Here is a 23,299-nt window from a genome sequence, read left to right on the forward strand (position 1 = left end):
CTCGCACCACGGTGGATATCGTTGTGCCATGACCGCAGCGCGTGATGATCGGCGGGATAGTCGAGCCAGTGGAGGGCGGCGGCCGGACCCTTGCGATCAGATCGCGCCGAGGTCGATCTCCACGGGGAACGGAGCCGATACCTTGACGACGCCCGTGAACATGTCACCGGTCCGATAGGCCATGGTCGCCGGGTCGAGGACGTAGGTGTAGACCAGCGGTACACCGGTCGCTGCTTGTTCGATCCGCCAGTAGAAGGCGATGCCGGCCCTGGCGTACTGGTCGACCTTCACAATCCGGTCGGTGGTCTCCGAACCGGGCGAGACAACTTCCGCGACGAGCAGCACATGTTCGGGGCGGGTAGGCGTGAGGTCGATGGTGTCCGCGCGATAGACCACGACGTCCGGGCGGCGATTGGTGAGCGGAACATCTTGGAGCCGGACGTCGAAGTCGATGTCGGCGTTCCAGTCCGGTCCGGATGCGGCATCCAGCGCATTCGCCAGCATCCGGGCCAACCGGTTGTGGCGCTTCGACGCGCTCGGGCTCACAACGACCATCCCGTCGACGATCTCGATACCCGCACTCTGCTCCTCGGACCAGGAGTCGTACTCCGCTGCCGTGATCTGCTGATGCATCCACGCGGGCAGCGCTGTCTCGGCAGTCATCACGCGCTCCTCCCGGCCACTATCGGGGCGGGCTCGACCCGCTGGACACAGTTTACTCGAGCGCGCTGTTCCTCGATGTAGGTCCGAGTGCTCACTGGCTGCGCCGTCACGGTTGTCCTACGGGTCGGGCCGCCCTCGTCGTCGACGATGGCGGCCCGACTCGACGTCGAAAGATCAGGCGACGGTGGCGGATTCGATGATGACGTCGTCGACCGGGACGTCCTGGTGGGGGCCCGCGTTGCCGGTGGAGACGGCGGCGATCTTGTCGACGACCTCGGTGCCCTCGGCGACCTTGCCGAAGACGGCGTAGCCCCAGCCCTGGCCCTGGGGGGCGGTGTGGTTGAGGAAGGCGTTGTCGGAGACGTTGATGAAGAACTGGGCGGTGGCCGAGTGCGGGTCGTTGGTGCGGGCCATCGCGACGGTGTACTTGTCGTTCTTGAGGCCGTTGGTGGCCTCGTTCTGGATCGGCGCCTGCGTGGGCTTCTGCTTCAGGCCGGGCTCGAAGCCGCCGCCCTGCACCATGAAACCGGGGATGACGCGGTGGAACACGGTGCCGTTGTAGTGGCCGGCGTTCACATAGTTCACGAAGTTGGCGACCGTGTTCGGCGCGGCCTGGTCGTCCAACTCGAGCACGATCTGTCCGTAGTTGGTTTCGAGATTCACCTTGGTCATGCCATCGAGTCTAGGGAGGGGAGGGGCCGGGAAGAGACCGGGGTCCGGACGGCCGCGGACCGGTGCCGAAATCGCAGCCGGGTGCCCGGTGGGCGGCACCCGGCGCGAATATTGCCTACGATGTGTGGGGAACCCGCGTGCGAGTGCGAGACGCACGCGGGTTCCTTTTATGCACAGCCAGGCAATTCACCGAATTCGAACCGGCGTACCGGTCATTTCGAATTCACCCCGGAATTATCAGGGGCCGACCGTGATCGGCACCGCCGGGGTGGTGGTGTTGGTGACCTTGTAGGTACCGGTCACCGAGCCGGTGGTCGCGCTGGTCGGGCAGCCGAAGCCACCGGTCACCTTGATGGGCGCCGGGGAATTCGTGGCCTGAACCGTGGACGGGGTGCCGTTGGTCCAGGTGCCGGCCAGCGCGGCCGGGGCGGTGGGCGCGACGACCACCTTGCAGGACGCCAGACCGCTGGTCTGGATCACCATGCCGCCGGTCGGGATGTTGATCGTCCCCGCGATCGGCGTGCCGTTCTGGCCGGTGATCGACCAGCTGCCGCTCGTCGTCACCGTCGCGCTGACGCCCCACATGCTGGTCGAGCAGCCGGTGAAGCTGGGCGCGCTGATCGGCACGGTGACCGGCCCGCTCGGATTGGTGTTGCCCGGCGCGGCGGGCACCGAGCCGGTCGCGGTGGAGGTGTTGCAGGTGATCGTGACGCCACCCGCCACGGCCTTGACCACACCCTGGTTGGTGGCCTGGACCGCGGCGCCCGCCGGGCTGACGGTCGTCGAGGCCTGCGCCGCGGCGGGGCCGATACCCAGCGATGCGGCCGCGATCGCACACCCGGCTGTCGCCACTGCGGTGCGTGCGAAGAAGTTGCTGTCGAACATGCGTACTCCTTGGTGAATTCGACATCTCCGGATGTGAAGATGTCGTGTTCAAGAGTACGAAGGCCGTAATTCTGTAGCGCGTTATTCGCGCCTATCATTTCATTCGGGAACCTTCGCGTTTCGGCCTCCGGGAAATGGCTCCGGCTTTAAAATGCGGGACTGTTACCCTCTGTAACAGTTACCGTCTTTCGTATCTATATGCACCGTGCACACTGGTAGCATCGAAAAACTCCTGTGCCGCACCCGCTCGGCGGTCGATCGTCTCGCCCGGACCTGGATCGATAGCGAATTCGCATAGCGCCGGAACCTTCGGCTCTGCTGTGTGGCCGCAATGCTCGGGGAAGTCGCCGCACGTCGCACGCTTAATGAAACGCTTGAACTTCACACCATAGCGCGGTCGATGTCCGACGGCATGGCGTGCGACCCCTCACAACCACCCTCGTGCGGATACGATGGCGAACCGTGCCAGACGCCGCAACAGCTGTTCTCACCAAGCCACCCGCCGAACCGGTGGCGTCCGCGAAAGACTTCCGGATCGCGCGCTGGATCGCGCTCGTCGCCGGAATCCTCGGCGCCCTCTTCGCGGTGGCGACGCCGTTCCTGCCGGTCACCCAGACGACCGCGCAGCTGAACTGGCCGCAGAACGGCAAGCTCGGCAATATCCAGGCACCGCTGATGTCGCAGGTGCCGATCGATCTGAACGCCACCATCCCGTGCGCGGCGGTCGCGACGCTGCCCGCGCAGGGCGGCATGCTGCTGGCCACCGCGCCGCCGCAGGGCGACCGGGCCGCGCTGGAGGCGCTGTTCGTCCGGGTCTCCGACACCTCCGTCGACGTGGTCGACCGCAACGCGGTCGTCGCCTCGGCGGACCGCGCGGCGATGGACCAGTGCTCCGCGATCGTCATCAGCTCCGACCAGAACCGCACCACGGCGGTCTTCGAGGGCATGACCAAGGAGATCGAGCGGCCGATCCCCGGTCAGCCCGGCGCGGTCGAGACCGTGCAGGTGCCGGTGCAGGGTCAGCTCGCCGGTGATCTGCGGCCGCAGATCGTCGGGGTGTTCTCCAGTCTCGAGGGCGCTGTCCCGCAGGGCCTGTCGCTGACCTCCACGATCGACTCGCGCTTCTCCTCCAGCCCGTCGGTGATCAAGCTGGTCGCGATCATCGCCGCCGTGCTGTGCACCCTGCTGGCGCTGGGCGCGCTGGCCGCGCTCGACGGCAGCGACGGGCGCGGGCACCGCCGGTTCCTGCCGAAGAACTGGCTGAAGCCGACCTGGGCCGACGGCGCGGTCATCAGCACGCTGCTGGTCTGGCATTTCGTCGGCGCCAACACCTCCGACGACGGCTACATCCTGTCGATGGTGCGGGTGGCCCCCGACGCGGGCTATATGGCCAACTACTTCCGCTGGTACGGCGTGCCCGAGGCGCCGTTCGGCTGGTACTACTACGTCATCCAGGTCTTCGCCGAGATCTCCACGGCGAGCCCGTGGGTGCGCCTGCCCGCGCTGCTGTGCGGAATCCTGTGCTGGATGGTCATCAGCCGTGAGGTGGTGCCCCGTCTCGGCAACGCGGTGAAGCGCTCGCAGGTGGCGCTGTGGACCGGTGGCCTGGTGTTCCTGGCGTTCTGGCTGCCGTTCGACAACGGCTTGCGCTCGGAGCCGATCGTCGCCCTCGGCGCGCTGCTCACCTGGGTCTCCATCGAGCGCGCCATCGCCACCGGCAGGCTGCTGCCCGCCGGGATCGCGGTGCTGATCGCGGCCTTCACCCTGGCCGCCGCCCCGACCGGCCTGATGTGTGTGGCCGCGCTGCTGGCAGGCATCCGGCCGCTGGTGCGGATCATCGTCCGCAGGCACCGGCAGTTCGGCACGCTGCCGCTGCTGGCCCCGATCGCCTCGGCGGGTCTGCTGGTGCTGGTCGTGGTCTACGGCGACCAGACCTTCGCCGGGATCCAGGAGGCCAACCGGGTGCGTCAGGCCACCGGCCCGAACCTGGCCTGGTACGAGGACTACCTGCGCTACTACTACATGTTCGTCGAGACCGTCGACGGCTCGCTGGCCCGGCGCTTCGCCTTCCTGGTGATGCTGCTGTGCCTGTTCACCACGCTGCTGGTGCTGCTGCGCCGCCGCCAGGTGCCCGGCATCGCCTCGGGCCCGACCTGGCGGCTGATGGGGATCGTCTTCGGCACGATCTTCTTCATGATGTTCAACCCGACGAAGTGGACCCACCACTTCGGCGCCTACGCGGGCATCGCGGGTTCGCTGGCCGCGGTGACGGCGGTGGCCGTCTCGCAGAGCGCGCTGCGCTCACGCAAGAACCGGGCGATCTTCCTGGCCGGGTTGCTGTTCGTGCTCGCGCTGTCGTTCTCGGGCATCAACGGCTACTGGTACGTGTCCAGCTACGGCGTGCCGTGGTTCGACAAGACCATCTCGCTGCGCGGGATCAACTCCAACACGGTGATGCTGATCCTGTTCGGCGTGGCGCTGGCGCTGGTCGGCTGGTACGCCCTGCGCGAGGACTACGTGAAGCCGCAACCGTCGGCGAAGACCGTGCGGGGCAGGCGGATCCGCAAGTTCGCCGCCATCCCGCTGACCGTCGTGGTCGGGCTGATGGTGCTGTTCGAGGTGCTGTCGCTGGTCAAGGGCGCCACCCAGCAGTACCCGGCGTACTCGCTGGCCCGCTCCAATATCGACGCGCTCGGCGGCAACGCCTGCGGCCTGGCCAACGACGTGCTCGTCGAGTCGGACCCGAACGGCGGCAGGCTCGACCCGATCGTCGATCCGGCCACGCCGCTCACCGACCCGAACGATCCGCTGGCCGGGACCGGCTCGGTCGGCTTCACCCCCAACGGCGTGCCGGGCGATCTGTCCGCGGACGCGGTCGAGGTGAAGCCGGGCACCGGCAACACCAGCAACCAGTCGGTCGGCGCGGCCTTCGCCGAAGGCGAGAGCGCGGGCACCGGCGGCGGTGAGGGCGCGCGCGGCGTCAACGGGTCGACCGTGGCCCTGCCGTTCGGGCTCGACCCGGCGCAGACCCCCATCCTCGGCTCCTACCAGGAGGGCGTGCAGCAGCCCGCGCGACTGGAGTCGTCCTGGTACGGGTTGCCCGCCCGCTCCGACGACTCGCCGCTGGTCGTGATCTCCGCGGCGGGCCGGATCGCCTCCAAGGACGACACCGGCGCCGACAAGTACGGTCAGTCGCTGCTCGTCGAGTACGGCACCCGCAACCCGGACGGCAGCGTCACCACGCTGGGCACCTACCTGCCGCGCGATATCGGCCCGTTCCCGTCCTGGCGCAACCTGCGCGTCCCGCTGGCCGATCTGCCCGCCGAGGCGAACGCGGTCCGCATCCTGGCCAACGACCCGATCCTGATCGGCGACCAGTGGCTGGCGTTCACCCCGCCGCGGGTGCCCGAGCTGCGGACACTCGACACCTTCATCGGCCGCACCCAGCCGGTGCTGCTGGACTGGGCCGTCGGCCTGCAGTTCCCGTGCCAGCGGCCGTTCGCGCACAAGAACGGCGTCGCCGAGGTGCCGAACTACCGCATCCTGCCCGATCGCCCGCTGGCGATCTCCTCGACCGACACCTGGCAGGCCCAGGAGTTCGGCGGCCCGCTCGGCTTCTCGCAGATGCTGGCAGGCCGGGTCACCATCCCGACCTACCTGAAGGACGACTGGGCGCGGGACTGGGGTTCGCTGGAGCGCTACGACCAGTACCTCGAGGCCGAGCCGGCCGAGCTGACGACGGGCACCGAGACCCGCGACGGCCTGTGGACGCCCGGTCCACTGCGCGTGTTCTGACCGACGCCGGATAGTAGGAAGGCGCGGACCCCACCTGGGTGGGGTCCGCGCCTTCGGTCGTTGGCGGGGTAGCAGGAGTCAGACGTTGAGCATGCGACGGTTGAGGTCGCGACGTAATACCTCTTGCGAAGGCAATCTATCCAGCACCCGCATCACAGCCGGTCGTAGTTCCTTTTTCTCGTCATCGCTGAGCAGCTCGACGAGATCTCGCAGATCCATGTCATCGAAGGCTCCTGTCATACCCATCAGGGTACGTGCTGAAACCAGCGGACGGAGGCCATTCGGCAGGCATTTACAGGCGTTTCACGTACACGAAACGCTAACGGCCGCTACGATTTTCGCGCCGTACACGCGTATACGCCCGGTCACTGCCCTTCCGCTGGCACAGTCACCCGCGCTGGTGCGCGGGCGCGGCCTGGAGGCCGCGCCCGGTCGCTACTGTGCCCGGATCGCCGGTTCCTTCGCCCGCCCCGACTGGTTCACGACCGTCACCGAGATATCGGCGGGCGGCGCGGGCTGGTAGGGGGTGAAACGCTCCAGTGCGCCCCAGTCCCGGCCGAGGTCGTGATCGAGATAGGTGGGGACAGTCTCGGCCTTCAGCAGCAATCCTGTCCACCCGAGCGGGCCACCGCCGATGTCGTCCTGCCAGGCGTTGGAGGCGTCGGAGCCGACCCGGTCGGGCAGGATCCGCCACTGCGGTGCCTCGGCGACGCCGTCGTGGTGGTCGAACGGGCGCTGGCAGGGGAAGGCCAGGCCGACGTGCCAGTCCAGCAGCACCGGATCGGTCTCGCCGACCACGGATTGCAGCGTGGCCAGCTTCGGCAGCCGCGGCGGCGTCACGGCCAGCCACTGCTTCTGGGTGATGTCGTTGTCGGCGGCGACCAGGCGCACCGCGTTCACGCCCGCGGGCAGCTGGTCCAGCGGCACGCGCAGGTTGCGCCACGAGGGCGCGGGGCCGATGTCCATGGGCGCGACCGAGCCGGTCGCGTCGACGGTGCCGTCGGCGGCCCGGGTGCCGTACTCCAGGCGCAGGTCCTGGCCGTAGTGCACGACGCCATCGGTGTCGACGTAGCGGATGCGCCCGGCCGCGGTGACGACGAGCGCCTGGTAGGCGGGGTCGGCGCGGACGGCGTCGAGGTCGAGGCGGTACCACTGCGAGGTCAGCTTTGCCTGCTGCTGCACGCCGTCCTGGTAGGAGCCGAGGACGGGCGTGCGCGCGGGGTCGAGGCCGAACGGCAGCGCGACGGTGCTGCCGTTGATGCCGGGCTCGGTGCTGGTCCCGCCGCCGGTACCTGCGCCGGTGGTGTTGGTGGTCTTGTTCGCGGAGTCCTTGTCGACCGAGTTCGCCCCGCCGACCACGGTCTCGTCGGCGTCGGCGGTGAGGTCGGCGGCGACGCCGTTCGGGGTGAAGCCGGTGGATTCGGCGCTCAGTCCGTCGGCGGGGGCGCCGGTGTACGGGGTGAGCAGCGAATCGGCGGTGTTCGTCTCCACCAGGACGTCGTTGGCGAGCCCGCAGGTGTCACCGGCCAGCGACTCGATGTTCGACTTGGCGATCGAGTAGGCGGGGTACTGGGTGAGCGCGCCCTTCGCCATCGAGGCCACCTCGAACAGCACCAGCAGCGCGGCCGCGATGGTCAGCGGCATGGTGGCGAAGCGGTCGAACCGGTTCGGCTTCGACGGTGTGCGGTACGGATCGCGCAGATGGAAGTAGAGCGCGACCAGCAGCGCCAGCACGGCGAGCCCGAGGAACAGCGTCGAGATGCCCTTGCCCGCCACCAGCGGCGCCTTGTCCCAGAACGGCACGCCGAAGCTGGACACGTACCACCAGCCGTTGGACCCGGTGAAGGTCATCGCGAGCAGGAACAGCACCGCCGCGGTGAACAGCGCGCGGTTGCGTGGCGCGCGGATGCCGTTGGCGCCCACCGCGACCGCGGCCAGTGCGGCCAGCGACCCGGCCAGTCCGGCGTACACGCCGAAGTGGTGGGTCCACTTGGTCGGCGTCCACATCATCAGCAGCAGCGCGCCGAAGACGATGCCGAGGATGCGCACCGACGGCCCGCGCGAGGTGCCAGGGATGCGGCCCTTGCGCAGCACCTGCAGGACGCACACGAGCAGGCACAGCAGCAGCACCAGCACGCCGAAACGCCGGGCCAGCGAACCGTCGGGGGAGAGCATGAACAGCGAGTCCCAGCGGGTGCGCTCGTCGAACCAGGCGACATTGGGGCCGACGAGGGTGCGGACCCGGGTGGCCTCCATGACGGTGGCGAGGGTCTGGTCGGCGAAGACCACGATGAGGACCAGGGTGCCCGCGGCCAGGCCCGGCGCGAGCAGCGCGGCGTAGCGGAAGAACTTGGTGCCCAGCGACAGTCGAGGGCGCTCGCTGGCGGTGGTGCTCGTCGCGACCGTGCTCGCGGTGCTTTCGCCTGCGTCCCCGGCGGTCGAGTGGGCGTCGGCGGCGATCCGGCGCGGGAGCACACCCTGGGCGCGCTTGATGATGATCTGCATGACCGGCCTGGTCCCCGCGATGAGCGCGGCGATGCAGATCAACCCGGTCGGCCCGGCGGCCAGCGAGAACGCGGCGACCAGGATCGCCAGGGCCGCGGGCAGCAGCCGGGCGGTGGCGATGGCGCGTTCGATCAGACACCAGGTGAGCAGCGCGCCCGCCGCGATCAGCGGCTCGGGGCGCAGGCCGTTGTCATACGGCAGCCAGAACGCCAGGAACACCAGTCCGGCCGTCCACAGCGCCACCTTGTCGCGGCGCACCCGGGCGCCCAAGCGAGGCAGCACTTCCCGGCTGATCACCGCCCAGCACACCAGGCCGGCGAGGAGGGCGGGCAGGCGCATCCAGGGGCTGGCGTCGGAGACCTTGGTCATCCAGGCCAGCAGCTCGTAGGACCAGCCGAACGGCGCCTCGGGGACGCCGAACCAGCGGTAGTAGTTGGCCATGTAGCCCGACGGGCCCGACGCGCGAGCCATGTTCAGGATGTAGCCGTCGTCGGAGGTGTTGGCACCGATGACATGCCAGCCCAGCAGCGTCACCACCACGACGACGTCGGTCGGCGTGACCCGCCACCAGTGCCGCGGCAGGAACCGGCGCGCGCGCCTGCCGTCGGAGGTGTCGAGCAGGTGCAGCGCGATCAGCGCGAGGACGGTGAGCACCGCCGCGGCGATCATCGTCACCAGCTTCAGCGTGGTCGGCGTGGAGGTGAAGCGGGAATCGATGTCGGCGTGCACGCGGGCGCCGGTGAGCGCGGCGGCGTCGAGATCGGTGAAGACGCCGACGATCTGGGGACGCTTGTCGACGGTGACGGTGTTGCGGAACGGGCTGCCGTCCTGGCGCGTCACCCCGGTGAATTCGACGGTGGTGGCCGCGATGGTGGAGGTGATGGTGATCCGGTCGCAGTTCGCGATCTCGGCGACCGGTGCCGACAGCATCGGCACATCGCGCGCCTGCACCCCGAGCACGCCGTCGCGCACGGCGACGGTGAGGCCCTTCGAGGTCTGGCCGGAGGCCGCGGGGATGGTGCCGACCAGCGTCGTGGTCCCGGTCTCGGGGAGCCCGCCCAGCATGGTGCACGGCAGCCGCGCGTCGAGCTGCTGCGGCACATACGACACGAGCGGTGCCTCGACACTGGTCGCGCCCGGCTGTGGCCAGTCCAGGCTCGCGCGGTCCTGGCGCACCGGCAGCAGTGGCGTCAGCAGGGCAAGCACGAAACCGAGGAGCCCACAGACGAGGGCGATCATGCGGTATCGGGTGAACGCTCGTTCAGATCGCAGCACGGGGGTTGATGCTAGCCATCGAACCTGTGCGCGACTCGGTGCCGCGGCACATCGGGGCTCAGCCGGTCCTGCGGTCGCTCCAATCGAGCTGCGTGCGGGCCCAATCCGGGATCTCGGCGGCGGGCCGAGGGAAGGCGTCGAACTCGGCGCGCAGGTCGTCCTCGGTGACCTGGGGCATCCAGTCCGCGACGGTGCCGGTGGCGAAGGTGGCCTTGTAGCGGGTGGGTCCGGCGATGAAGATCTCGGCGCTGAGCCAGGTGCCGACGCTCGGGTCGTAGGACATCCGCTTGTGATCGACCAGGTACTCGAGCACCTCGGCCGGCGGCACCATGTTGGTGACCGAGCCGTCGCGCTCCTTGACCTGCACGCCGGCCACGGCCTGCTCGCCGACCTGGAGCGACCACAGCAGCGCGAACTTCTGGCCCGGCGCGAGCATCGCGATCGCGGCGTCGACCACGGTCTGTTCGATCTCGCGCAGCGATGCCAGCTGTTCCCGTGGCGCCGGTTCAGGTTCCTGGCGGTGCGGTCGGGTCAGCAAGAGATCGATTCGCTCGGGCCTGCTGAGCGTCATAGCTATACCTCTGCATCCGTACCGATCAGCACTACCAAAACTGATTTCGGTCGGCCGAACTTCCAACATTTCGCAGCGTACCCGCCCCGCGACACGAACCGTGCGGTTTGTTGACACTGACCGGACATATTGTGGTCTATCGCGCTCCCGCATACCAGTAGCTACCGGGTGTCGATCAACACAACAGTTGGTTGTGTGCTCCTGACCAGGGCGTTCAGGCCGCCGCTGCGCGCAGGGCGAACCATCCGTCCAGGGGGTCCGCGAATCCGTGATAGACGAGCGGTATGCGCTGATCGATCCCGAAGTACTGGTAGACCGCCGCCATCGCCTGGCGCACCGAATGCGCCTGGAAGTCGTCGATGCGGCGCGGGCCGATGCGGTGCTCGGGCAGCATTTCCAGCCGGACCAGTTCCGCCGGATCGTCCATGTCCAGGCCCCACGGTTCCGGTTCCTCGATGAGGTGGTCGTGCAGGATGGTGCGCGCGGTCGGCGGATCGTGGCGCGGGCCCGCGAAAGCGACTTGCTCGAGATGGGCCAGGCCGCGGGTACTCAGCGGCGTGCGGACGGCTTCGATCAGCTCGATCAGCTCGGTGTCGGGTTTCGGTGCCGGTATTCGCCCCGCGACCGGCGCCTGTTCGAGCAGGTGCAGCATCTGCCCGCCGCGGACCAGCGGCTCGGGCACCACGAAGACGCTGATGCTCGGGCAGGAGCAGTTCAGGCCGGTGAGGCACACCCTCGTGTGCAACGGATCGGACATGAGTCCTCCTCCGGTAGCGGGTCGCCGAGACCCGTGACGTGCAGGATCGAAGATTCCAGCGCCATCCGCCGTGGAGCTCGCCCACCGGCGGCGACCGTGCCGCACCAGTCAGTGTAGTGCTGTCGAGCGGCCCGGAGGCCGGGATCCGGCACGGATCGGAAACGATCACGGTGGTGTGGACGCGGTGTAGCGGCGGGCCAGCGTGCGCAGGTGGGCGACCAGCTCGGGCGGGCCGTCGACGCGGAAATCCATCATCAACATGCTCAGGTAGATCGCGATCGTCTCCATCGCGTCGGCGCCGGTGTGCAGGACGCAGCTGTGCTCGTCGACCGGTTCGACCACGCCGACCGCGGGGTTGATCCGGGCGATGACGGTCTCGGCGGGAGCGAGCACTGTGACGCGCGCGTGCACCCGCCAGCCGGTGGTCGCGATGTGGCGCATGACGAAGGCGACCAGGTCGTCGTCGGGCAGGCGGCGCGGCGCGAACACCCGGCTGCCGGTGACGGCGCTGGTGATCCGGGCGGCCGGAAGCGCTTCCCACGCATGGCTGTTCATGTTGTAGGCGACGAGGTACCACCGGCGCTGCCAGTTGATCAGCCGGTAGGGCTCCAGTTCGACGCCGTCGTCGACGGTGACCGCGGTGGTGCGGCGGACCGCGTCGGCCAGGGTGGTGAGGATGCCCGCGGCGACCGGGGCGTCGGGTTCGCGCGAGCCGGTGGTGGCCGGGCCGATCTCGGTGGCGTCGTGCAGCGCGGAGACCTTGCGCTGCAAGCGTTTCGGCAGGATCTGCTCGATCTTGCGCAGGGCCCTGGTGAGCTGGTCGCCGAGATCGGAGACGGCGAGCGCGCCGTCGGCGGCCACGGCGATGGACAGTGCGACGGCAACGGCTTCGTCGTCGTCGAGCAGCAGCGGCGGCATGGTCGCGCCGCGGCCCAGCCGGTAGCCGCCGATCGCGCCGCGTTCGGCGTGCACCGGATAGCCGAGCTCGCGCAGCCGCGAGATGTCGTTGCGGACGGTGCGTTCGGTGATCTCGAGGCGATCGGCGAGCTCGCGTCCGGTGGAGCTGCGGTCCTGGAGCAGGGCGAGCAGCCGCAGGACGCGGGGTGTCGTCGCGGCCATTCCCACCTCGTCGGAAGTCGTGCGGAAATTAGGAAAGAAACGAGCCTAATAGGTTTCTAGGCTGGAGTCATCACCGAGCAGGAAGGCTCCATCATGAACAGCACCGCAGCCCTCGAAACCGTCTGGCGCGACGTCGTCGCCAACTCCTACGCGGCCCTGAGCGACGTCGTCGCCGGCGTCGGCGCCGACCAGTGGGACCTGCCGACCCCGTGCTCGGAATGGACCGTCACCCAGGTCGTCCAGCACGCGGCGGGCGACCAGCTCGCCTACGCCGCCGCCCTCGGCGTCGGCCCCGGCCCGAGCTACAACCCCTTCGACCCGTCCGGCTCGCTCGACGGTTCCGCCACCGACCTGGTCCGCGCGGCCGTCGACCAGACCGCCGCCGCCTGGGCCACCGTCGCCGACGACACCGCGACCGTCCCCACCCCGCTCCCGCACGGCGATCTGCCCACCCCGGTCGCCGCCACGCTGGCCGCCCTCGACGCCGCCGTCCACGCCTGGGACATCGCCGTGGCCACCGGCCAGCCGTCCCCGCTCACCGACGACCTGGCCACCCACCTGTTGACCGCGGCACGCACCGTCCACGCGGCTCCCGGCAGCGGCGAGGATGCCGAGATCATCGAACCGCTCCGCCAGTGGGGCGCCTACGCCCCCATCGTCGACACCACGTCGACCGGCCCGATCGACGACCTCCTCCACCACCTCGGCCGCACCACCGCCTGAGCCAGGACTCCGACCTGCCCGACCTCGCGGGGGAGCGTGCCGGTTCCGCCGCAGGTTCGTGGCCGCTCGTGGGAAGAAATCCGCGACGCCCGGCAAGGTCGGCACCGTGCGTCGGGTCGAGCCAGGGATCAGCGGCGCACGGTGATCAAGGTGAAGGGGCCGATGTCGGTGGTGGTGAAGGCGGGGTCGGTGAAGAGGGTCTTGGGGAAGGCGACCGTGTAGCGCTTGACGTTCGGGTCGTTGGGGTAGACGTCTTCGGCCAGGCGCAGGGTGTAGGTGTCGCCGTCGCGGCGGAAGAGGAAGGCGTCGGGGGCGCGCCAGGGCGCGGCAGCCATGGCGTCGCGGAGGGCGGGGGACGAGTCGAGCTTGCTCCAGGCGGCGATGGTGGCGGCGCGGGCCTTGAAGTCCGACAGCGGGTTCGCGTAGTGCGAGGTGAGGGCCTGGAAGCCGAAGTAGGGGTAGAAGGCCAGGAAGCTGGTGTCGGCGGTGAGCACGACGGATTCGTCTCGGGGACGGCCGGTCTGGGCCAGCAGGGCCGCGTCGATCTCCCGGTAGTAGGAGACCGCGGAGGGCTTGCGCTTGTCGGCCCGCTCGCCGTTGCCGTCGGTATCGGTGTAGGCGGTGTCGATCTCGTGGGTGAGCACGGTGGGGATGTGCTGGGCGAAGGCCAGCGCGCCGAGCACGGCCAGCACACCGGCGGCGGTGCGCACGGGGGCGGCGTCGTTCGCCGCGCGGTAGAGCACGCCCGCCGTCTCGACGAAACCGAAGACGCCCGCGGCGGCGAGCAGCGCGAGCAGCACCGGCTCCAGCCGGAACGACAGCAGCGTGGTGCCCGCCGCGGTCGCCGCCATCGACAGCAGCGTCCACAGGTAGATCGACACCACTCCGAGCCCCAGCGCCTGGGCCCGGCGCGAGGATCGGGCCCGCAGCACCAGCCACAGCACCCCGAGCAGGCACAGCGCGCCGCGCAGCGAGAACTCCAGCATCGGGAACGCCAGCTCGGCGCCGGATTCGGGCAGGTAGTGGAAGGCGTTGCCCGACGGCATCTTCGCGCCGGAGAGCATCTTCAGCAGATACGGCGTCCACACCACCAGCGCCAACACGGCCGCGATGGCCCCGATGACGACCAGCTTGGTCAGCGGCGCGATCGCCGCCCGCCATGGCGCGGGCCCGCCGACGGCACGCGGTCCACCGACGCGTGGTCGCAGGTCGGATCGGCGCGTGGACACGGCCACCCCCGCCGCCACCACGGCCATCAGCACCACGGCGAACGCCGCGATCGCCAGGTACAGCGTGTAGAAACAGGCGGCCACCCCGAGGAACAGCCCGGTGCCCAGCACCGCGCCCCAGCCACCCGAAGACCGGTGCAGCGCACCCCAGGCCAAGATCAGCACCGGCGGAATGAACACGACCAGCACCGCTCCGTATGCCTCCGGCGAGGCGTAGGCCAGCGTCATCGCGGTCACGGCGGCCGCCGCGCCGACCGCAAGATCGGCCCGCACCAGCTGGGTCCACAGCACCAGCGCGACCACGGCCGCCACCGCGAGGAGCCCGATCGCGTACGGCTTGAACACTTCCCAGCCGTCCATGCCGAGCACGTTGCCGACGCGTCCGCCGATCCAGAACCAGCCCGCCGGATAGAACGGCGGCAGGTCGACATAGGTCATATCGCGCAGCGCGGCGCTGTCGGTGAGCCGGGTCAGATACTCGGTGCGGAACTCCTGATCCACCGAGACGCCGAACAGGTACAGCTTGGTCGCCGCCAGCGGCATCCCGAGCGTCACCGTCACGAAGCTCGAAATGCCCACCCAGGAGGCCAGTTTCGCGACCCACGGCCACTTCCGCAGCCGGATCAGCAGCACCGAGACGACCAGCAGGGCGACCGCGACGACCTGTCCGACGGTCGTCAGCGCCCGAGTCACGTTGGAGGAGTTGAACGCGGGCCACTGCACCGCCGAAAAGGCGGACAAGCCGACCACGGCGACGACGAGCGCCGCCAGCGCCGCCAGCGCGCCCTCGGCGACCCCTGACCCGATCCTGCGCCCCGCCCGCACCTCATCGTTGGTCGTCATCGGCGCGCAATCCTCCGGCTCCACTCAGCTCCACGGTCCGGGCCAGCCTAGTGGAGCCGGTTCGGTCGGGCGGTCTCGCCGACGCCGGATCCCCGCCGGACACAGCGTGGTCGGTGAACGAGAACTGCCGCACCATCCGGAGATGATGCGGCAGTTCAGGACAGGGCGACGATCAGATCGGCAGCTTGCGGAAGATCGGGCGCGGCACGTGGCGCAGCGCCGACATCAGGAAGCGGGCCTCGCCGGGCGCCCAGACGATCTCGGTGCCCTTCTCGGAGGCAGCGACGGCGAGCCGGGCCACGTCCTCGGGATCGACCGTGAGCGGGGCTTCCTTGGAGCCGGTGGCCTCCCAGTGCGCCTTCGTCGCCGAGGTGCGCACCTGCATCGGCCGCACCACGGTGACGCGCGGGCCGTGCGGCCGCAGCGCCTCGCCGAGGCCGAGGTAGAAGCCGTCCAGACCGGCCTTGGTCGAGCCGTAGACGAAGTTGGAGCGACGCACGCGCTCACCGGCCACCGAGGACATCACGATGAACCGGCCGTGGCCCTGCGCCTTGAACTTGTCGCCGACCAGCACGCCCACCGACACACCGGCGGTGTAGTTGATGCCGACGGTCATGACCGCCTTGCGCTGGTTCTGCCACAGTTCCTCGGCGTCGCCGAGGACACCGAACGCCACGATCGCGACGTCGACGTCACCCGCGGCGAACGCCTGGTCGACGACCTTCGGGTGCGACTCGGTGTCGAGCGCGTCGAAGTCGATGACGTCGACCTGGGTCGCGCCCGCCGCCTTCAGCGTCGCGACCGCGCCCTCGAGCAGCGGATCGCCGGGCAGGTTGGCCAGCACGATCCGGGCCGGGCTCTTGCGCAGGTACTCGGCGCAGATCGCGAGACCGATCTCGGAGGTGCCGCCGAACAGCAGAATGGTCTGCGGGTTGCCAACTGCGTTGATCACTGGAGTTCCAGCCTCCTGGCCATATCGGACATGAACACGCCGGTCGGGTCGACGCTGCGGCGAACCTTGATCCACTCGTCGATCCGCGGGTACATCTTGTGGAACGACTCGGCGCTGGTCCGCGAGTCCTTGGCGGTGTAGAGCCGGCCGCCGAACTCGAGCACCCGCCGGTCCAGATCGCTGACGAACTCGTTGAGCCCGCGCGAGATCGGGAAGTCGACGCAGATGTTCCAGCCCTCCATGGGGAAGCTCAACGGTGCCTGGTTACCCGGTCCGAACAGCTTGAACACATTGAGGAAGGAATAGAAGCCGGAGCCCTGGATGTCGATGATGATCCGCTTGAACTCCTCGACCGACTCCGGCGGCACCACGAACTGGTACTGCAGGAAGCCGTTGGAGCCGTAGCCGCGGTTCCACTCACCCAGCATGTCGAGCGGGTGGTAGAACTGCGTCAGATTCTGGACCTTGCCACGGTAGGTGCCCGACTTGCGGTACCAGACCTCGCCGATCGGGCCGAAGGTGTACTTGTTGGCCAGCCCGTTCGGGAACACGTCGGGCAGGGTGAAGAAGGTCTTGCCGTTGAACCGCAGCGGGTCCTTCTGCAGCTTCGCCGGCAGCTGGTCGAGCTTGGCCAGGTTGCCGCGCGAGATGGCGGCGCGCCCCAGCTTCGGCAGCGGGCTGATCGCGTCGAACCAGGCCGAGCTGTACTCGTAGTCGCCCTCGGAGCCGTCGCTGTGGAAGGCGATGGTCTCGTCGAGCGTGGCGGTGACGTCGCCGTCGGCGATGAAGTACGCCGTCTCGGTCGGCGTCATCTCGATGGTGGCGCGCAGGATGATGCCGGTCAGGCCACAGCCGCCGATGGTCGCCCAGAACAGCTCGGGGTCGGACTCGGCGGTGATCGTGCGGACCACGCCGTCGGCGGTCAGCAGATCCATCGAGCGGACGTGGTTGCCGAAGCTGCCCGCGCTGTGATGGTTCTTGCCGTGGATATCGGAGCCGATCGCGCCGCCGATGGTGACCTGCCGGGTCCCGGGTAGGACGGGCACCCACAGGCCGAACGGCAGCGCCGCCTTCATCAGCTGATCGAGATCGACTCCGCCGTCGACGTCGACCATGCGGGTCGCGGCGTCGATGCGGTGGATCTTGTTCAGCGCGGGCATGTCGATCACGAGGCCGCCCGCGTTCTGCGAGTTGTCGCCGTAGGAGCGGCCGAGGCCACGCGCGATCACGCCGCGTCGCAGGTGCGCCGGCTTGGAGTCGTTGTCCTCGGCGACCATGCTCACGGCCTTGACGATCAACTCGGGATCGCTGGTCGAGAGCACTTCGGCGGAGGTGGGTGCGGTGCGACCCCATCCGGTGAGCTTGCGAGTACGCGTAGGCAGCGCAAACGCCTCGCCGGTGGCGGTCGGAATGTTCTCGGACATCGGCTAAGAGGCTACATGCATGGCGGGACACACGGCCGGTCTCGTAGTCTTCCTCACGTGCAAGCCCAACCGCATCTGCCGCTTCCCGCCGAGATTCCGCTGGTCGACGAGCCTGGTGGAACCGACGTAGACCTGAAGACGCAGATCGTGCGGTTCACGCTGACCGGCGGCCTCTCGGCGATCGTCGACTACGGCATCTACAGCCTGCTGCTGAACCTGCTCGGTCTGCCGGTGAGCCTGGCCAAGGCGATCAGCTTCGTCTGCGGAACGACCACCGCGTACCTGATCAACCGGCGCTGGACCTTCAAGGCCGAGCCGAGCAGGGCGCGGTTCATCGCCGTCGTCGTGCTCTACGCGGTGACCTTCGCCGTGCAGGTCGGCATCAACGCGGCGCTGTACTACGCGCTGCCCGGCGAGTGGTGGCGGCAGCCGCTGGCGTTCGTCATCGCGCAGGGCACCGCCACCGTCATCAACTTCGTCGTGCAGCGTGCGGTGATCTTCAAGATCAAGTAGGTCAGCCGGCCTTGGCGGCGGCGGGCGCGGGCTGCTTGCCCGCCTTGACGCCGAAGTAGTCGCCGCCCTTGGCCCTGACGTTGTCGGTGCCCCACTCGCGCCGATCCCGCGCGACGGGCACCATCTGCGGAATGTGCTTGCGGCAGTGGATGTAGGCCTCTTCCACATCGACCACGACCCAGACCTGCGATGTCTTGCCACGTTCAGCGGCGGGCAGATCGCCGACCGTCTCGCGTAGCTCACTGTCGGCAACCATGCGCGCCTTGCCGTTGATGTGCAGGCCGATCAGATCGCGCACGAAGTCGATCATCAAGATCCCGACGTGGGGGTTCTCGAGGATGTTGCCGAGGCTGGCCATTACCCCGTTACCTCGATATTCGGGGTACGCAATCGTGCGTTCGTCGATCACGTGCAGGAATCCCGGTGTGCCCGCCCGGAAACTGGCGTCGCATTCGCCGTGCGCGTCGGCGGTGGAGATGAAGGCCATGTCCATCCGCGCGGCGAATTCGACCATCGACGGGTTCAGGTAGTCGATCACCTGGTCGTCGTAGAAGCGTTCGGCCCTTTCGGTCGTGCCCAACGTGTCCTGAAGCTCGTGCTCTCCGTCGCTGCCGACGTGTCTATCGGGCATCGGGGCCCCCTCTGCTAGCCGAACCGGGTGATGCGGGTTTCGCGCTGAAACCCCCGCTTGTGACCGCAATCTCACCCAGTGTAGGGGACTGTCACCAGCCGTGGGGCGAGTCCATTGTTGCGAACGGTACGAAAGTCCGGTTTGCGCAAGGGTTTCCCGAGGTAGACCGATCAGACCGGTTCTACCGTCACCGGTACTCCGTTGAACACCGCGGTGCCCGAGATCGCGTCGACCACCGAATCGTCGGTCAGCACATTGGCGTTCACGCCCGCGTGCGCGCTCGCCACCGCCTGGGTGGTGCTGGCGCCGTGTCCCCAGCCGTGCGGCAAACTCACGACGCCGGGCATGATCGTCGGCGTCTGCTCGACCTGGACGGTCAGCGAGCCCGCCGCCGAGCTGATCGCGGCCTGCTCGCCGATGCCGAGCCTGGTCGCGTCGTCGGGGTGGATCTGAAGGGTGCAGCGGTTCGATCCGCCGACCAGGCCGGCGATGTTGTGCATCCAGCTGTTGTTGGAGCGCAGCTGCCTGCGCCCGATCAGCACCATCTCCGGCGCGCTCGCCGTCAGCCCGGCGCGCAGCCTGCCGACATCGTCGAGCAGCTGCCGCGGCGCCAGATCGACCCGGCCCGACGCCGTGCGCAGAACGCCGGGCAGGCGCGGCCGCAACGGGCCGAGATCGAGGCCGTGCGGGTTGTCGAGCAGGGTGCGCAGGCTCAGCTCGCCGCCGTTCCACGCGCCGTAGGGTCCGAGCTTGAGCATCAGGTCGATGCGCTGTTCGGTGGTGTCGACGCCGTCCAGCTCGTCGCGCCGCTCGCTCATTCCCGCCTTGTGCAGCATGCCCGCGATGACCAGTTCGTCGACCACGGCGATCGGGCTCGCCGCGCCGGTGCCGTCGTGCGGCTGCCCGCTGACGGCGGCGGCCAGCCGCGCGATGACCGCCGACTCGGACGGACGCCCGTCGAGCGGGACCAGCGGCGGCGAGTAGCGCGCGTAGTTGCGCACCGCGAACTGCAGCAGCGCGAAGTCGTAGTGCGGCGACTGCACCGAGCGCGGGGGCGGCAGGATCACCGACGCGTGCCGCGTCGTCTCGTTCACGTACCGATCCACGCTGACCATGAAGTCGAGCCCGGCCAGCCCCCGGTCCAGCTTGGCACCGCTCGGCGCGGACAGCACCGGGTTGCCCGCGACCGTGACCAGGGCCCTGATCTGCCCCTGACCCGGTGTTTCGATCTCGTCGGCGAGGGTGGCGACGGGCAGTTCGCCCATCGTCTCGGGCAGTCCGCGCACCCGGCTGGTCCAGCGGCCCGGCCGGAACGGCTTGCTGCGCGCGATGCCGCCCGCCGCGGCGGTGGCGAACATGGCGCCGCCGGGGGCGTCGAGGTTGCCGGTCAGCGCGTTGATCGCGTCGACCAGCCACTGGGTGACGGTGCCGAACTCGGCGGTGCAGGTGCCGATCCTGGCGTAGACGGCGGCCGTCGGCGCGGCGGCGAGGTCGCGGGCGAGGGCGCGGATGGTGTCGGCGGGGATACCGGTGCGCTCGACCACCGATTCCGGGCCGAACTCCTCGGCCGCGGCGCGCAGTTCGTCGAGGCCGTCGACCTCGATCCGCACGTCGACGAGGTTCTCGGCGAAGAGGGTGTGGATCACCGCGAACAGCAGGTACGCGTCGGCGCCCGGCCGGATGAACAGGTGCTCGTCGGCGAGGTCGGCGGTCCTGGTCGCCCTCGGGTCGACGACGACCAGCTTGCCGCCGCGCGCCCGCAGCGCCTTCAACCGGCCGGGGAAGTCCGGCGCGGTGCACAGCGAGCCGTTGGATTCGAGCGGGTTCGCGCCGAGCATCAGCAGGAAGTCGGTGCGGTCCAGGTCGGGGACCGGCACCGTCAGCGGGTCGCCGAACATGAGTCCGGCGGCCACCTGCTTGGGCATCTGGTCGGCGGTGCTGGCGGTGTAGATATGGCGGGTGCTCAGCGCGCGGATCAGCGCGGGCAGGTACAGCGCCCCCGCGACGGTGTGCGCGTTGGGATTGCCCAGGTAGATCCCGGTCGCGCCGCTGCCGTGCGCGGCGGTGACCGCGGCGAATCTGCTCGCGATCAGGTCGAAGGCCTCGTCCCAGCTCGCGGGGCGGAACTCGTCGCCCTCGCGGATGAGCGGGGTGGTGACCAGGTCGGGGTCGTCGTCGAGCTTGCCGAAGCTCGCGCCCTTCGGGCAGAGGAAGCCCTTGCTGAAAGGGTCGTCGCGATCGCCGCGGACCGAGAGCACCCGGTCGGCCTCGTCGAGGGTGATGGTCAGGCCGCAGACGGCCTCACACAGCGGACAGGTGCGCAGCAGCGTTCGCGGAGCCATGACCCCATCCTTGCGCCGCCCGGCGCGCCCGGGTTCGAAAACGCCGAAAACCCTCGACCGCGACGTCGGGGAGGCGTCGCGGTCGAGGGTTCGGTAGTCGTTACCTCAGCTGGCCAGGGTCAGCGAGGGGGTCACGGTGGCGCGCTTGCGGGTCGCGGCGGCGCGCACCGCGGCACCGAGGGCGACGACCGGCGGGACCCAGCGGGCCTCGGACGGGGCGACGCTCCAGGCGGCGGAGCCGGCGGCGAGCTGGGTCGGGGGCAGCGGGATGCTGGCACCGTCGGTGTGTACGACGACACCGGCCTCACGCATGGCCTCGATCGCCATGGCGGCCTTGCGGACGCCGGTGACCAGGTGGATCTCGCGACGCTCCTGGCCCGGGATCTCGATCACGGGGCCGGACAGGTTGTTGGCGCGCAGGAAGCGGCGGACCTCGCCGGCCATCTCACCGGAGACCTCGATGGCCGAGATGTCATCGTCGGTGATCAGGCACAGGCCGTTGGCCGTTTCGGCAACCGTCCAGCCCCGCGCGGCGTACTCCTGCGCGGCGGCACCCTTCTCGGTGCCCGTGGTGGTGGTCGGAAACGTCGTGCGCACTGTGTTCTCCATTCCCCGAAGAGCTCTGTTCCTGCGTTCATGGGGCGTATCGGCTCGGGGTGGCAGTCTTGTTACGCCATTACCGAAAAATATTCGAGAGTGTCTGCTTCGTCTCAGTTCGCACACCTTCGCTATCGGCGGATGGGCCCCATCAGGCTTGGCGTGCGGGCTGAAAACGGGCAGGATTCGGACTATGACCGAAGCGCCGGGCACCACCTCGTCTCCCGACGAGGATCCCGAGGAGTTCGAAGCCGAATCACGCTGGCTCTCTTGGAAAGAGGCCAACGTGAAGCGCTCGGCGGCGCGGGCGGAGGCGGCCGGCGACACCGGCGAATTTCCGGACGATTCGGGCATACCTCGCGATGCGGGCTTCGACGACCCGTTCCGCAGCACCGGCTCCGCCAAGCAGTGGGCGGCCGAAGTGCTGCGCTCGCTGCTCGATGTCCAGTTCCGCAGGCCCGCGACCAGGACCTTGCTGCCGCTGGCCTACATCCTCGGCGTCGTCTCCTTCGGCATCGGAGTCCCGGTCGCGCTCACGGTGCTGATGTGGAAGGCCTCGGTGCTGCTCGGCATCCTCGCCGCAATGGTCGCCGTCCCGCTCGGCCTGACCATCGCGGCCTCGGTGCGCCTGATGCTGGAGTTCGCCGGCAACGCCGCGCGGCTGGCGGGCCGGGTCGAGCACATCAGTGAACTGGCCGACGGATTGTTCCAGGCCCTGTCCGATGTCGCCGAACCGGTGAACCAGCTCTCCGAGGACGTCCGGGCCGTGCAGTTCTGGCGGTTCCGCAAGAAGAAGTAGCGCCCCGGCCCGGAGCGAGGCCCCGAAAGTATGTGGTGCGCGTTGTCCGATTCATTGTGAAACAATCCGTACGCAGATCCGGCGCCTATTGTCGGCTGCGTATGGCGGTCTCCGAAGGATATGGGGGAGACCGGATTTGGATACAGGGGGGCAGTATGGCTTCACCACAGGGCGTCACCGGTTCGACGATGCCGCGCAGGCAGTTGGGCAGGCACCTACGTGACCTGCGCAATCAGGCGCGGATGACGACCAGGACCGCGGCGGCGCAACTCGAGTGGTCGGAAGCGAAGATCTGGCGGATCGAAACGGGGCAGACGTCGTTGCGCAGCCTCGACGTCGAGGCCATGTGCAAGGTGTACGGCGCGCCGGCGGAGCTCGTCGAGCCGCTGGCCGCGCTGGCTCGCGAAACCAAGGCACGGGGTTGGTGGACGAGCTACAGCGATGTGATTCCGGAGGGCTTCGAGGTCTACATCGGCCTCGAGGAGGCCGCGACCGGCCTGTCGATCTACGAGGACGGCCTGGTCCCGGCGCTGCTGCAGACCGAGGACTACACCAGGGCGCTGCTCGAGCAGACCGTTCCGGGCCTGACCGAGGAGGATCTGGAGCGCAGGCTGTGGGTCCGCGCGGCCCGGCAGGCGCTGATTACCCGCTCGCAAGCACCGCTGCGGCTGCAGGTCGTGCTCGCCGAAGCGGTCCTGACCAGGCGCATCGGTGACGACCGGGTGCTCGCGGGCCAGCGCGCGCGGTTGCGCGAGCTCGCCGAGTTGGACACGGTGCGGATCCAGGTGGTCCCCGGCGATACTGGGTATCACGCGGGGCTGGAGTCGGGCCGGTTCGTGATCCTCGACTTCGGCATCGACGGTTCGCTGGACCGGCCGGAGCCACCGGTGGTCTTCGTGGAGACCTTCGCCGGTTCGGCCTATCTGGACAAGCCGAACGACTACGACCGCTATCGCGGCGCGTTCACCGACATCAGCGCGGCGGCTTCCGGCGAGCTGTAGCTC

Annotated in this window: 19 protein-coding genes; 5 read left to right on the forward strand and 14 right to left on the reverse strand. The window is 69.1% G+C overall.

All coding sequences use genetic code 11. The features are described 5' to 3' along the window. Positions 1-96: 96 nt before the first annotated feature. The 3 genes from NV348_RS17070 to NV348_RS17080 all read right to left on the reverse strand — a co-directional run bounded on the left by NV348_RS17070 (position 97) and on the right by NV348_RS17080 (position 2,220). Positions 97-663 (reverse strand): Uma2 family endonuclease, encoded by a 567-nt coding sequence (locus NV348_RS17070; RefSeq protein ID WP_218721233.1) that lies wholly within the window; start codon positions 661-663, stop codon positions 97-99. Positions 664-837: 174 nt separating this feature from the next. Then, a complete protein-coding gene (locus tag NV348_RS17075) occupies positions 838-1,335 on the reverse strand; it encodes a peptidylprolyl isomerase (protein WP_218721234.1) in 498 nt (165 codons plus the stop codon). Positions 1,336-1,572: 237 nt separating this feature from the next. Further along, the gene (locus NV348_RS17080) at positions 1,573-2,220 is read right to left on the reverse strand and encodes a hypothetical protein (protein WP_447147769.1); all 648 of its coding nucleotides are present in this window, start codon (positions 2,218-2,220) and stop codon (positions 1,573-1,575) included. A gap of 462 nt (positions 2,221-2,682) precedes the next feature. On the opposite strand from NV348_RS17080, the gene NV348_RS17085 reads away from it, so the two are divergent. After that, positions 2,683-6,015: an arabinosyltransferase domain-containing protein gene (locus tag NV348_RS17085; RefSeq protein ID WP_447147770.1), complete on the forward strand. Its 3,333-nt coding sequence runs from the start codon at positions 2,683-2,685 to the stop codon at positions 6,013-6,015. Between the two features lie 78 nt (positions 6,016-6,093). Here NV348_RS17085 and NV348_RS17090 read toward each other — a convergent pair whose 3' ends face one another. The 5 genes from NV348_RS17090 to NV348_RS17110 all read right to left on the reverse strand — a co-directional run bounded on the left by NV348_RS17090 (position 6,094) and on the right by NV348_RS17110 (position 12,242). Then, complete coding sequence (locus NV348_RS17090; RefSeq protein ID WP_218721237.1) at positions 6,094-6,255, reverse strand: hypothetical protein; 162 nt, start codon at positions 6,253-6,255, stop codon at positions 6,094-6,096. 195 nt (positions 6,256-6,450) lie between these two features. Further along, entirely contained in the window at positions 6,451-9,759 is a 3,309-nt protein-coding gene (locus NV348_RS17095) for an arabinosyltransferase domain-containing protein (protein ID WP_447151067.1), read from the reverse strand. A gap of 94 nt (positions 9,760-9,853) precedes the next feature. Continuing rightward, on the reverse strand, positions 9,854-10,366 hold the full coding sequence (locus NV348_RS17100) for a hypothetical protein (RefSeq protein ID WP_447147771.1): 513 nt from the start codon (positions 10,364-10,366) through the stop codon (positions 9,854-9,856). 214 nt (positions 10,367-10,580) lie between these two features. Then, the gene (locus tag NV348_RS17105) at positions 10,581-11,123 is read right to left on the reverse strand and encodes a protein kinase family protein (RefSeq protein WP_447147772.1); all 543 of its coding nucleotides are present in this window, start codon (positions 11,121-11,123) and stop codon (positions 10,581-10,583) included. 165 nt (positions 11,124-11,288) lie between these two features. Further along, the gene (locus NV348_RS17110; RefSeq protein ID WP_447147773.1) at positions 11,289-12,242 is read right to left on the reverse strand and encodes a helix-turn-helix transcriptional regulator; all 954 of its coding nucleotides are present in this window, start codon (positions 12,240-12,242) and stop codon (positions 11,289-11,291) included. A 93-nt stretch (positions 12,243-12,335) separates the two neighbouring features. On the opposite strand from NV348_RS17110, the gene NV348_RS17115 reads away from it, so the two are divergent. Further along, a complete protein-coding gene (locus NV348_RS17115) occupies positions 12,336-12,965 on the forward strand; it encodes a TIGR03086 family metal-binding protein (protein WP_447147774.1) in 630 nt (209 codons plus the stop codon). Between the two features lie 128 nt (positions 12,966-13,093). On the opposite strand, the gene NV348_RS17120 is transcribed toward NV348_RS17115, so the two are convergent. From NV348_RS17120 to dprE1, 3 genes are all read right to left on the reverse strand, one after another. Next, on the reverse strand, positions 13,094-15,037 hold the full coding sequence (locus tag NV348_RS17120; RefSeq protein WP_447147775.1) for an arabinofuranosyltransferase: 1,944 nt from the start codon (positions 15,035-15,037) through the stop codon (positions 13,094-13,096). A 172-nt stretch (positions 15,038-15,209) separates the two neighbouring features. After that, positions 15,210-15,989 (reverse strand): decaprenylphospho-beta-D-erythro-pentofuranosid-2-ulose 2-reductase, encoded by a 780-nt coding sequence (dprE2, locus tag NV348_RS17125; RefSeq protein WP_447147776.1) that lies wholly within the window; start codon positions 15,987-15,989, stop codon positions 15,210-15,212. Further along, positions 15,986-17,413, reverse strand: a complete 1,428-nt coding sequence (dprE1, locus tag NV348_RS17130; protein WP_447147777.1) for a decaprenylphosphoryl-beta-D-ribose oxidase — start codon at positions 17,411-17,413, stop codon at positions 15,986-15,988. The genes dprE2 and dprE1 overlap by 4 nt, the downstream gene beginning before the upstream one ends. Positions 17,414-17,428: 15 nt before the next feature. Between dprE1 and NV348_RS17135 the strand changes: the two genes are divergently transcribed. Beyond that, positions 17,429-17,926, forward strand: a complete 498-nt coding sequence (locus NV348_RS17135) for a GtrA family protein (RefSeq protein WP_447147778.1) — start codon at positions 17,429-17,431, stop codon at positions 17,924-17,926. Position 17,927: 1 nt separating this feature from the next. On the opposite strand, the gene NV348_RS17140 is transcribed toward NV348_RS17135, so the two are convergent. The 3 genes from NV348_RS17140 to NV348_RS17150 form a co-directional block, all read right to left on the reverse strand. Further along, complete coding sequence (locus tag NV348_RS17140) at positions 17,928-18,557, reverse strand: pyridoxamine 5'-phosphate oxidase family protein (RefSeq protein WP_447147779.1); 630 nt, start codon at positions 18,555-18,557, stop codon at positions 17,928-17,930. Between the two features lie 170 nt (positions 18,558-18,727). Then, a complete protein-coding gene (locus NV348_RS17145) occupies positions 18,728-20,899 on the reverse strand; it encodes a molybdopterin-dependent oxidoreductase (RefSeq protein ID WP_447147780.1) in 2,172 nt (723 codons plus the stop codon). Between the two features lie 105 nt (positions 20,900-21,004). Then, positions 21,005-21,496, reverse strand: a complete 492-nt coding sequence (locus NV348_RS17150) for a hypothetical protein (protein WP_447147781.1) — start codon at positions 21,494-21,496, stop codon at positions 21,005-21,007. Positions 21,497-21,689: 193 nt separating this feature from the next. On the opposite strand from NV348_RS17150, the gene NV348_RS17155 reads away from it, so the two are divergent. After that, complete coding sequence (locus NV348_RS17155) at positions 21,690-22,295, forward strand: DUF4282 domain-containing protein (protein WP_447147782.1); 606 nt, start codon at positions 21,690-21,692, stop codon at positions 22,293-22,295. Positions 22,296-22,450: 155 nt separating this feature from the next. Continuing rightward, a complete protein-coding gene (locus NV348_RS17160) occupies positions 22,451-23,296 on the forward strand; it encodes a helix-turn-helix domain-containing protein (protein WP_447147783.1) in 846 nt (281 codons plus the stop codon). The last annotated feature ends 3 nt before the right edge of the window (positions 23,297-23,299 follow it).

It is taken from the genome of Nocardia fodinahabitans, from assembly GCF_052983615.1.

What these genes read in the sequence shown, in the direction of transcription:
- NV348_RS17110 (WP_447147773.1), bottom strand. Translation starts at nt 12,242, where the DNA reads ATGGCCGCGACGACACCCCGCGTCCTGCGGCTGCTCGCCCTGCTCCAG.
- NV348_RS17100 (WP_447147771.1), bottom strand. Translation starts at nt 10,366, where the DNA reads ATGACGCTCAGCAGGCCCGAGCGAATCGATCTCTTGCTGACCCGACCG.
- NV348_RS17155 (WP_447147782.1), top strand. Translation starts at nt 21,690, where the DNA reads ATGACCGAAGCGCCGGGCACCACCTCGTCTCCCGACGAGGATCCCGAG.
- NV348_RS17090 (WP_218721237.1), bottom strand. Translation starts at nt 6,255, where the DNA reads ATGACAGGAGCCTTCGATGACATGGATCTGCGAGATCTCGTCGAGCTG.
- dprE1 (WP_447147777.1), bottom strand. Translation starts at nt 17,413, where the DNA reads ATGTCCGAGAACATTCCGACCGCCACCGGCGAGGCGTTTGCGCTGCCT.
- NV348_RS17105 (WP_447147772.1), bottom strand. Translation starts at nt 11,123, where the DNA reads ATGTCCGATCCGTTGCACACGAGGGTGTGCCTCACCGGCCTGAACTGC.
- NV348_RS17115 (WP_447147774.1), top strand. Translation starts at nt 12,336, where the DNA reads ATGAACAGCACCGCAGCCCTCGAAACCGTCTGGCGCGACGTCGTCGCC.
- NV348_RS17160 (WP_447147783.1), top strand. Translation starts at nt 22,451, where the DNA reads ATGGCTTCACCACAGGGCGTCACCGGTTCGACGATGCCGCGCAGGCAG.
- NV348_RS17145 (WP_447147780.1), bottom strand. Translation starts at nt 20,899, where the DNA reads ATGGCTCCGCGAACGCTGCTGCGCACCTGTCCGCTGTGTGAGGCCGTC.
- NV348_RS17080 (WP_447147769.1), bottom strand. Translation starts at nt 2,220, where the DNA reads ATGTTCGACAGCAACTTCTTCGCACGCACCGCAGTGGCGACAGCCGGG.
- NV348_RS17135 (WP_447147778.1), top strand. Translation starts at nt 17,429, where the DNA reads ATGCATGGCGGGACACACGGCCGGTCTCGTAGTCTTCCTCACGTGCAA.
- NV348_RS17075 (WP_218721234.1), bottom strand. Translation starts at nt 1,335, where the DNA reads ATGACCAAGGTGAATCTCGAAACCAACTACGGACAGATCGTGCTCGAG.
- NV348_RS17070 (WP_218721233.1), bottom strand. Translation starts at nt 663, where the DNA reads ATGACTGCCGAGACAGCGCTGCCCGCGTGGATGCATCAGCAGATCACG.
- NV348_RS17095 (WP_447151067.1), bottom strand. Translation starts at nt 9,759, where the DNA reads ATGATCGCCCTCGTCTGTGGGCTCCTCGGTTTCGTGCTTGCCCTGCTG.
- NV348_RS17120 (WP_447147775.1), bottom strand. Translation starts at nt 15,037, where the DNA reads ATGACGACCAACGATGAGGTGCGGGCGGGGCGCAGGATCGGGTCAGGG.
- NV348_RS17140 (WP_447147779.1), bottom strand. Translation starts at nt 18,557, where the DNA reads ATGCCCGATAGACACGTCGGCAGCGACGGAGAGCACGAGCTTCAGGAC.